This window comes from Lactobacillus hominis DSM 23910 = CRBIP 24.179, assembly GCF_000296835.1.
GTDB classification, from domain to species: domain Bacteria; phylum Bacillota; class Bacilli; order Lactobacillales; family Lactobacillaceae; genus Lactobacillus; species Lactobacillus hominis.
Window position 1 is genome coordinate 37,763 of sequence record NZ_CAKE01000020.1, and the last position, 11,322, is coordinate 49,084.

The following is an 11,322-nucleotide window of genomic DNA, read 5'->3' on the forward strand; positions in this document are numbered from 1 at the left end:
GCCGTTCTTTTCTTTCGAAAGGAATTTATAAATCATGATTGAAGTAGAAGCAAAAGAATTAGGATTAAAGCCAATTGAAGTTGATCACTCATTTGGCATGAAACGCAAAGCTGGAGTTTTAAATGAAGAAATTTCAAAAATTCAGTTAGATGCGCAGAAAGATTTTACTAGTGCTGTTAGAGATATGAATATTTTATCTAAGTTAGACCAGTCAAAATCGGAAGATGAAAGAACTTTAGAACGCTTAGAAGAAAAATATAATGCGGGTTTTGGTACAACTGATCCGGATATGTGGGATATGAGATTAGAGGCTATTGCCATGATCCTTAGCCCTAAAGTAGATCAAATTAGTTTATCTAGTAAAACTGAGTTGAAACTTACTGAAAAATATCTTGAATTTATTGAAGATTTAGCAGGCATTAACACTAAAACAAAACGTGAAAAGTTTGAAAATAAAGATTTAGATACTAGCGATATTGCAGCAGTAGCACGCCGTTTAATGCTTGCTATTTTGAATATTAAGGAAGAGGACGCTCAGCCAACGGCTGAGGATGAAAAAAGTAGATCTGTGGGAAGTAAATAAAACCTGGAAGGACTACGTTGAAGATATTGACTATACAGAGCAACAGGCAATTGTCGAAGCCCATATGGATCCTTCCGTTATCGATAAATTCGATACTGATCGTTGGGCTGAAATTATGGAGGCAAGATCACGTAAAGATCGTCCAGTTGATGCGACTGCTTGGGCTTTGAGTCAATTAGCACAAGGAAAAACTAGAAAGGAGGTACATTAATGGCAGGAAAAATACCAGCTGGTGAGTTTAATACTCGAATCACTTTAAATGGCGAGCAACCTATTCAAACTCTTAAATCTTTGAGAAATGAAGTTGCAACTGCTACTAGCGCATGGAAAGCACAAGTTGCTGAAATGAAAACTGCTGGTGATCAGTTAGGTGCAGCAAAAGCTAAATATGAAGGCTTAGGCGAAACATTAAAGAAACAACAAACTTTATTGGAACGTAACAAGTCTGAATTGAATAGTTTAAAAGAAGCACAATCTCAAGTGGATACTTCCACAGAGAGAGGTCGCAATGAATACGAAAGATATTCAAAAGAAATTGCTACTGCTGAACGCAATGTTGCTAATGCTACTACTAGAATTGCTAAATTAAGTCAGCAACAAGAAAAAGCTCGTAATACGCTTGATTACTACAAGTCAGGATTAGCAAGCGCACAAAGCGAGCTCAGAAAGATTACTGAATCAAGCAATGCTTATGTTGGGCGTCTTGAAGCTGAGGGTAAAACTGAAGAAGCCAATAAGGCTAAGCTGGCTGGTTTATCACGTGAATATTCAAAATTAAATGAGATTTATAAGACTCAATCTAATGAATTAACAAAAATTGCCAAAGAGTCTGGAGAATCTTCTGAAGCATATAGACGTCAAAAGATCCGTGTAGATGAAACTGCAACAAGTTTAGCTAAAACCAAAACTCAAATGTCTGGTTTATCTTCAGAAATGAAGAAAGCTAATCCATCTGTTTTTGATCGAATTAAAGCTAAATTGACAGGTGTTAATGGTGAAGCAAAAGAAACACACTCTCTTTTTAAAACAATTTTAGGGGCTAACATTTTAACGAGTATTGGATCAAGCGCATGGTCATCTTTAACTGGATGGATTTCTCAAGCAAAAGATGAAGCTAAACAGTATTCTTTAGAACAGCAAACTATGTTGGCAACTTGGCATACTTTAACAGGTAGCGCTAAAGAGGGTAAGAAATTAGTTGATATGACTACTCAAATGGCCATTGCAGCTAATAATTCAGTAAGCATGGTTGATGCATTAAATCAAAAGTTTTATGCAATTAGCAAGAATGCTGATTTAACTGGTAAATTAACTAAATCTGTTTTAACCTTGCAAGATGCTTTTGGTGCAACTGATGATGCAGTTGAAAACTTCGGTGTGCAATTCGCACAGATGATGGCTAATGGAAAAGTATCAGCACAAGATATGATGTCTTTTGTTAATGTTTTCCCAGTTTTGCGTACTAACTTATTAAAAACTGAAAAATCAGTAACGCATAATTCTAAACTTACTATGTCGCAGATGAATGACTTAATGTCTGCAGGTAAGATTACATCTAAAACAATGGAGAAAGTACTTCAAGATACTGCTAAAGAGTATCAAGGCGCTACTGATAACTTTGGTAAGACTATTCCCGGTATGATGAGAACCGTAAAATCTCAAATGCCGGTTTTATTATCTGCAATTAGTGACCCGTTAACTAAAGCTGCTAATCCTATCGTAGCTAAGGTTAGCGACTGGGTAACTTCCAAAGATACTAAAAATGCTTTTTCCAGATTGGGAAAAACTTTTTCTGAAGGTTTAAACAAAACCATTTCAGCAATGTCTAGTGGATCTGGCAAAAACGCTGGAAAAGATATTACTGATACCCTTAATAAGGGACTTGAAAAAGCAAATGATTTAGTAAAAAGATTCTTTGATTTTTTATCTAAGCACGGTAAAAGTTTAGGTTCCATAGCTGTAGATATTGGAAAATTAACTGCTGAAGTTGGAAAACAAGTTTGGAAAGATTTTGCTGATATTATCTCTACTATTGGTAGTGCATTTGGCTTAGTAAGTGATAAAGCGTCTAAATCAAATGATCCATTAGCCAAGGTGGCAGATATTGTTCATAATTTAGCTAAAAATAAAACTGCAATAAAACTTATAGCTGGTTATTTGGTGACTATGAGTACCATTAAAACTCTTACGCCTTTAGCGTCTGGATTAATGGGGATTGCTCGTGGAGGTAAAACAGCATATAAGTTTATCAAAGGTATGCCAGATGCTTTTGAAACGATGCAAATTAAGGGATTATTAGCTGTTGATAAATTAAAATCTGGATTCTCTAAGTTGACTGGCGTAGTCAAAGATCTATTTACTCAGACAGGTAACGGTAAATTTTCTGGTGCACTTCAGTCAATAAAATCTGCTGGCGGTATTTCAAAATTATCAACTGCAGGTAAAGTTACTACTGGTTTAACTGGTGCGGGAATTGCATTAGATGCAGGATCTTCAATTGTTTCAGCATTTAAGGACAAAAAAGGGTCTTCAAAGCAATTTGAAGATGCAGGTAAAGGCATTGGTTCCGCAATTGGTGGCGGAATTGGTATGTACTTTGGTGGTCCTGCTGGTGCAGCAATCGGCTCTCAAATTGGTAAAGCAGCCGGTGGCTGGGGTGGTAAAGCCACTAAGCAATTCTTAAATGGTTGGAAATCTAAGAAACCGCCTAAGGATTTCTGGTCAATGGAAAATTTGGGTTGGTCAACTAAAGATGCTTTCGGCAAAATGGGTAAGGGAATTGATTCCTGGTGGAAATCAGTTCAAAAATCCAATAAGAAAGCACAGCAAGAACAGCAAAAAGCCAATGAAGAAGCTGAAAAACAACGTCAAAAAGAAAAGAAAGCCTGGGATAAATATTGGTCTAATGTTGGCAAAGGTATTGATAAATTTGGCAAAGATACCAAGAAAGGCTTTGACAAAACTGTTAAGGACTCTCAATCTTTTGTTAAAAAAATAGGACCTAATGTTAATAAGGGCTTCAATACTTTTCTTAAAAATGGCCATAATTTCTTTAAAAAATTTAATAGCAATTTAGGCGATTTCTTTAAATCAATCCCCAAGAATAAGTATGTTAAGGCTTTCCAAAAGGGAAAGCTTTTTTCAACTGCCTATAAGGACATTAATAAAAAAACTAAAAAATGGACTAAGGATTTTAGTAAATCTTGGAACAAGCATTGGAAGGATAGTCAAAAGACTGTTTCTAAATGGGCTAAGAATACTCATAAGGAGTATAACAAAGGCACTAAATATTTAGAAAAAACCTTCAAGAGTTATACCAAGCAAGCCAAGAAGTCTTGGGATTCTCACTGGAAGAAGCTTAACAAGTCAGTAGATAATTTTTGGACTAAAACTAAAAAGACTAGTTCAAAAGGTACCCAGAAATTAATTAAAACTACCAAGGAATATGCTAAAGAATCTCTCAAGGAGTGGAAGAAGCATCATAAGGCTGAATTAGATGTCTTCGATGATTTTCAAAAGAATCTGAAAAAGGATCATGGCAATTTATTTGATGCTTTAAAAGATACAGCTAGCGATTCTCTTGCTAAATTGCAAAAGGGCTTTTCTGATAAATGGTCAGCCATTAGAAAAGATACCAGTAAAAAATGGGACGACATGAAGTCCAATGCCTCAACTTGGGGTAAAAACATGAACAGCTGGTTCAATACTTTTGGCAAAAATTGGTCTAAAGGCTGGAATAATTTATCATCTGGCACTCGTAAGATCTTCGACAATTTGTGGAAGCAGATGAAGAAACTTGCTAAAGATGCCATTAATGGATTAATTGATATTGTTAATGGCGGTATTGGAGCCGTTGATAATGTAATTTACTTCTTTGGTGGCGGTAAAAACACAGTAAAACGCATCAAGCACTTAGCAACTGGTACTGGCTACTTTGGTTCTCAAAGACGAGCTATTACAGAGCCTACCCTAGCGATGGTCAATGACGGTAATGATTCTCCTGAAACTGGTAATAAGGAAGCCTTGTATCGTCCAACAACTGGTGAATTTGGCATTTTTCAAGGTAGAAACACTACTACGATGCTTATGCCAGGTGATGAGGTCCTTAATGCGTCAGACACTAAGGTGCTAATGCAGAGTATGGGAATTGCCCACTTTGCAAACGGTGGCATAGGAAGTTTCTTTGGTAGCATTAGCAAAAATGTTGGTAACTTCTTTGGTGGAATCGGTAATTGGGCTAAAGAAAAAACTGATGATTTGAAAAAATTTTTTGATTTGGCCAAAAAGATTATTGCTAAACCTCAAGGCTATTTAGATAGTATTTTTAAGTGGACTGGCGTTAAAGGCTTATCTCGTGGTGCATTCCATGAGATGATTACCAAGGGATTTAATAAAGGTAAATCTCAAGTTAATAAATTCTGGTCTACATTATGGTCTATGGTTTCAGGCTCTCTCGATGGTGGTGGAGCTGAAGGTGGATTGCTTGGCGCTGTTGAAAAGTATGGTAAAGGTCATCCTTATGTTTGGGGTGCAGCTGGACCAGACGCATTTGACTGTTCTGGTTTGGTTATGTATGCCTTAGAACATGCCTTTGGCAAGAGCTTTCCTCACTATTCAGGCTCTCAGTATGCTGCAACTGTTGGGGTTAAAGATCCTCAACCAGGCGATTTAGTATTCTTTGGTCCTGGTGGACGTAATCACGTCGGTGTTTATGCTGGCAATGGCAAATACTGGTCTGCTATGTCACCAAGCTCAAGCCCTAATATCGGTATGAGTGATGTGTCTTCTGGACCTGGTGAAGTATCATATCGTAGAGTTCCAGGTCTAAAAGGCGAAGGAGCAAGTACCAGCGTTAAAGCAACTAATGGCTTGCAGAAATTTATTAAAGGTCTACCTGGTATGGGTGGCTTTTTCAAATTCATTAGTAAGTTAGGCTCAATGTTTGGTATTGCTGCAGATGCAAAAGATCCTGCTGGTACTGGTGCTGATCGCTGGGGCGAAGATATTAAAGCTGCAGCTGCTCAAATGCATGTTTCAGTATCAAACAACGATATTGCCAAAATAATTGACATGATCAGGCATGAATCCGGCGGTAATGCGCAAATCACTCAATCAGGTGCAGATCCTGATGGAGATGGTTCTGGTCCTGCTCGTGGATTGCTCCAATTTAAAACTGGGACTTTTAATAATTATAAAGTTCGTGGACATGGCAACATATATCATGGATTCGACCAATTGCTAGCTTTGTTTAACGACTCTAACTGGCGCTCTGATATTCATTGGGGTGGTGGTTGGACTCCCACTGGTCATCGCAGATATGCTAACGGAGGTATTGCAACTCAGCCATCTATTTTTGGTGAAGCCGGTCCAGAAATGGCTATTCCATTATCTGCAGTTAAATCAAGCCGCTCTTATGAATTGCTTGGTAAAACTGCAGCAATTGTTGCAGCACGTGACAATGTGGATGCTGGTCAGGCTGGATTAACTGGAGCTTTAGAAAAGAAAATCGATGCACTGATTACTTCAGTTCAACTGTTAGTTCAAATGCTTGGTGATGAAACCGAAGTTAAAACCAAGATGGTAATGAAGGATAGAGTTATTGGTGAAGTGACTGAGCAGTATGTTTCTAAAGCAATGGCTCATAGAATGAACACAAGGAGGAACAGATATAGTGGACGATAATATTGTTTCATTAAAATTTGATGGTAAGACGTCGAGTGACTTTGGATGTCATTTACAATATCCAACTCAAATTGTTCATGCTAAACGGGAAATCACTCCCACAAGTGTACCTGGAGTTTCAGGAGATTATTTATCTGATAATTATCGATACAGCAATATTACTCAGCCCTTAACATTCTTTGTAATAAGGCCTGCACAATATGAAACTTGGGAGCAATTACAATTTGCCTTTTTAGATTGGTTAACGCCATCTTTTAAAAATAAATATTCTAAGTTTTACTTGGATTTAATAAATCCTTATCACTGGTTAGCGTATCTTTCAGAAGCACCAACATGGACTATATCTGGAATTGATACCGCAACAGTGACACTTACTCTAAATTGCAAGCCCTATCTTGTTTATCAGGATGAAAAATTCGAACCAGTCCCATCATCAGTTATTTCAAATGAAAAACTACCTGCTTTTCCTTTATGGCGCATTGTAGGAGATGGTGATTTTACTTTATCGATTAATGAAATGGAATATAAATTAAATAATATTGACGGGGAAGTATTTATTGATACTACCCGTTTTTTAGTTTATAAATCATTAAACGAATTCAGAGGAATGAATGCAATATTTCCTAATCATGAATTTCCAGTTTTAAATCCTGGTACCAATTCAATAAAGCTAGTAGGGAATTATAGTAAATTTGAATTTAAACCGAATTGGAGGCGTCTAGCATGAGTTTCTCAAGATTATATAGCAATGTTATTGATGCATTGCAACAGACTGAAGGACTAGGCGTACTAAGTGACGCAGAGTCAGTTCAGATTTTACGAGATAGCAATCAAATCCCAACTTTAACCGAAACGTATCCATCTGATGGTAGATTCGCTTCAGTTTTGCAAAGAGATATGATTTTAGTTAACAATATGGGATTCAAGCCTGAAGAAAAGAATCAGGGCTTTAGAATTTCTAATATTACTAAATCGCAAGATACTATCACGATTACTGCTCCTCATGTCTGTGGTGATTTGGCTAATATAAAACTAGTTCAGCAAGTGACAGCGCCAAATTGTACACCAATGCAAGCTTGGGACTTGCTAACACAAGCGTTTGTTTATCAAATGCCAATGGTTAGTTTTTATAGCGATGTTTTTAAGGTCGCGAATATAAATTGGGAGATGTCTGATGATCCAGTAACTTCAATTCTATTAGGTGAAGATCAAGCTGGCGATAAGCCAACTAATACTTTTCAAGCTCTTTATGGGGTTGATTTCTACTTTAATAATTACAGTATTAAAGCTTTAAATAATAAAGCTCATGATACTGGCAAAATGATTAAGTGGCATCATAATATGACAGGGATTACAGCCGACTGGAATACTGATTCATATTATGATGGAATCATTCCTTATGCGAAATATACCCCTAATACTGTTCCAGATGATTCAACTACGGAAGAAACAAAATATGATGCTGTGGGTGATGTTCAATATGTTGGAGCCGGTCAAGCTGAAACTTTTGACACCCCATATAAGGGACATCATGTAATAGGTCACTTAAGAAATGGCACTTACTATCATGTAAAAGCAACGCAATCAAAAAATACTGTTAATAATGATACTTGGTATCAATTAGATAATGGGCAATGGATTGATGAGCATTTCTTTACATTCGATAAATCTAAAGCTTATGTTGTAAATAAGCTAAAAAATGGTGCTCAAGGTACAATTACTATTCCAGATAATTCAACCGATAGCGACGGGCTAATCGTTAGTTATACAGGTGTGGGATCAATTGTTTACGCAGGCCGTGGAAAAGTAGCCGTTTGGAATTCCCCATTCCCAGGGCATAGCTTAACTGGCAAATATTTAGCCAATGGCTCTCGTTGGAAAATTTTTCAAAAAGCTAATGTTAGTGACGGACATGTTTGGTATAACCTTGGTGGCGAACAATGGGTAGACGGACAATATCTGTCGCTTCAAAAAACGACAGACTTTGTTGCGACTCCCACGCATGGAATACTGCAAATTATTAAAAAACCTGTTTCTTATACCACACCAGGTATGCAAAAACAGACTAATTGGAATCCAAAAGCAAAAAGTCGTTGGCGTGTAAGTCAATGGGCGACTGGAGCTGATGGCTCTACTCTATATAGAGTTAGCACTTGGATTTGGGTTAAAGGCGATGATGATACTGTTACTTTTAGCGAAAATGGTACAGTACAGCCAAACCAAGATAATGATAATTTGGCGGTTGCGAAGAAAACGGGAAAGGTCCCTATTTATTCAGCGCCAGATGGCACACATGCTACTGAACATTGGGTAAAAGTTGGAGATAAATTGCAGATATTTTCTCAAGCTGATAATAATGGGAAGACTTGGTATGAAATTGGGCAAGGACAATGGGTTGATGCTTCATACTTTAACTTTGAAGCTGATGACGATGTTGCTCCTGGCGATGATAACTCTGATAGTTCTGATGAATCTGATGTGGAAGTTGAAGAACAAACCATTATGCTACCAGAAAAATATATATTAGCTAACACTGCTGTTCATACTGAACACCCTAAATTGCAATTGGTAGACTTATCAGAGTATTTTAATGGTTTGGAACCAACACCAGATAAGCTTAGAGAAATAGCGCAGGCCTACATTAGAGAATATCGAATTGGTATTGTTCCATTTACAGTTACTGTTCAAGACGCAGAGTTTGACGATGAATATAAATATCTAAATTCTATTGACCTCTATGACATTGTGGGAGTGCAGAATGATGAACTTGGAATTGCTCAAAAAGCTAAAGTTACTTCAGTGACATGGGACGATCTTTTAGAAAGATATACAAGTCGTACTATTGGGCAATTACCAATAGATTATGATCATGCCTTAGGCAATTATATTGAGGAACAAAATGCGAAGACCAAAGAAACAGCTAGTAAAAAGGCTACTCATTTGTTTGGTGAACTTCATCAAATTGTTAAAAAACAAGGCTCAGATCAAGTTGCTGCACTGCAGAATTTGGCTAAAGAGTTGGATATTGATTATCACCAAAATTCTGCTTCAATAAAAAATTTGAAAAGTCGGGCAGATGAAATTGACGCAAAAGTGTCAGAAAGTCAGCAAACTATTGAAGCAATGGGAGCTGTATTTGAAGCAATCCCATCATGGCAAAATCCACAAGAAATCAAAGCCAAGAATTCAGACGGGTCAGCAATGGTATTTACCAGCAATGGTTTGGGATTTATTGGAACTGATGGGATCTTAAGATCAGGAATGGATATTAATGGCAATATTTCAGGCGAGCACATTGTAGGTGGAACTATTACGGGGCTAACACTTGATGGCGTTAGAGTGACGGGCACAAGTTATATAAATTCCAGTGGGGATGTTTATAACGCTGTTATGTCTTCTCAAAATGGTATTTCTGTTTCGTCTACTTCAGGTGGAGATACCGTTAGATTAACTAATGAAAAAATACAGTTTGACTATGGAGGCGTTATTAGTTTCGGAGGTATAACTATTAGAAGAACTAACGGTTATGCCGGCGATACTTTGTATCTGCATGATGCTTACGGAGATCACGCTTTGGGAGGTAAAAAGTAGTGAATCAATCAGTACAATATTTATTAAATGAAATTGCGCGACTAGAGATGGTCGCTTTTAATTTGCAAAAAGAAAATGAAATCCTCAAAGCAGAAATAAAAATTAAGAGTACTAAGAAAGAAGGTGAAAGCAATGAGTCTACCGAGAGATCTAAGTCTGGAAACAAATAAAGACTTAACGAATTTTGAAGGCTTAACTTTAAGACAAACCGAAAAGGGATTAGTTTTACATACTACTTTATTAAACTTTGATAAGTCGCCTTACGACTTGACTAATAAAAAGGTTATTTTCAATGAACACAAAGACAACGAAAAATATGTTGTAGATGATAGTGTAGCTATTGAAGATAAAACTCACGGAATCATTAGTTATAAGCTTCATGATCAAGTTTACGCAGCTAAAGGAACAGCTTGGTTTGAAATTCAGAATGAAGATGGCAGTGTGGTCGATTCTACACAAAACTTCATTATTAATGTTAAAGACGCGGCAAACGCGAGCATCTATAATTCTAACTACGTTCCTGCATTGGAGCGCTTAAGAGATCAGATGCAAAATCTGATTGACCAAGCTCAGAAAATTGAAAACGATCAAACTACTAAGTTTACTCAAAATTTAACTAATAATCTTAAAAATGCACAAACTCAATTAAATACTAAGTTAACTAGTATGCAACAGGCATACGATAATTTAGAGAATCAACGAACTAGTGCATTTAATACAAGCCAAGATAATCGTCAAAATACTTTTAATCAATCCGAAAAGTCTAGATCTGATACTTACACTCAGGACAAGACCAAGAGGGATGCTGATTGGACTGCTGACAAAGCTAGAATCGATAAAGATTGGTCTGCTGATAAAGCCCGAATTGATGGCGAATGGCAAACCAAGAAAGCCACTCTTGATTCTACAATTGCAGATCTCAGCAAAAAGTTATCTGATATTCAGACTTCACTTACTGATTTAAGCAATACAAAATTGCCTGCAATGAATAAGTATGCGGATGATGTTCAGAAAAAGGTTACTCAACTTAAAGCGGATTTCAATGCGATTGATTTCTCTAGCTATGCAAAGATTGCCGATGTTTACACTAAAAAAGAAGTTGACCAAAAGGTAGCTTCAGCTGGCAAAGTTAAAACTGTTGATGGTCAGCAACCTGATGCTAATGGGAATATCTATTCAACTAATTTAGTTTCAAATGGCTATAATATTGCTGCTAATACAGCTACAAATGCGGTAACCATGAAATCTAATAGTGCTTGGCTTACTGGAACGGATGCATTAAAGCCATTTGCCGATGCTATTAATCAACTACAGGGTACTGGACCAAATAGAGTAGGAACAGTTGATTTAAATGTCCTTCAGGGAATTACGAATAAAGTAACTACTTACATTTGTACTAGTTCAGATAATAAAAACACACCACCATTTTTTGTGGATAAGCGAGGAATTTTAATTTGCTTTAATTA

7 protein-coding genes are annotated in these 11,322 nt (G+C 36.8%); all 7 read left to right on the forward strand.

Features of this window, described 5'->3' with window-relative positions:
• Window positions 1–34 precede the first annotated feature (34 nt).
• Window positions 35–583, forward strand: coding sequence for a hypothetical protein (locus tag BN55_RS07155; RefSeq protein ID WP_008471373.1), 549 nt, complete (start codon window positions 35–37; stop codon window positions 581–583).
• Window positions 552–794, forward strand: coding sequence for a hypothetical protein (locus tag BN55_RS07160; RefSeq protein WP_008471374.1), 243 nt, complete (start codon window positions 552–554; stop codon window positions 792–794). The genes BN55_RS07155 and BN55_RS07160 overlap by 32 nt, the downstream gene beginning before the upstream one ends.
• Window positions 794–6,265, forward strand: a complete 5,472-nt coding sequence (locus tag BN55_RS07165; RefSeq protein WP_008471375.1) for an NlpC/P60 family protein — start codon at window positions 794–796, stop codon at window positions 6,263–6,265. Before BN55_RS07160 ends, BN55_RS07165 begins: the two co-directional genes overlap by 1 nt.
• Entirely contained in the window at window positions 6,255–6,992 is a 738-nt protein-coding gene (locus BN55_RS07170; protein ID WP_008471376.1) for a tail protein, read from the forward strand. The genes BN55_RS07165 and BN55_RS07170 overlap by 11 nt, the downstream gene beginning before the upstream one ends.
• On the forward strand, window positions 6,989–9,856 hold the full coding sequence (locus BN55_RS07175) for a phage tail spike protein (protein ID WP_008471378.1): 2,868 nt from the start codon (window positions 6,989–6,991) through the stop codon (window positions 9,854–9,856). Before BN55_RS07170 ends, BN55_RS07175 begins: the two co-directional genes overlap by 4 nt.
• Window positions 9,856–10,026: a hypothetical protein gene (locus tag BN55_RS10025; RefSeq protein ID WP_008471379.1), complete on the forward strand. Its 171-nt coding sequence runs from the start codon at window positions 9,856–9,858 to the stop codon at window positions 10,024–10,026. Before BN55_RS07175 ends, BN55_RS10025 begins: the two co-directional genes overlap by 1 nt.
• Window positions 9,989–11,322, forward strand: a 1,334-nt coding sequence (locus BN55_RS07180) for a BppU family phage baseplate upper protein (RefSeq protein ID WP_155817381.1), incomplete at its 3' end; no start/stop codon positions are given. The genes BN55_RS10025 and BN55_RS07180, both read left to right, overlap by 38 nt.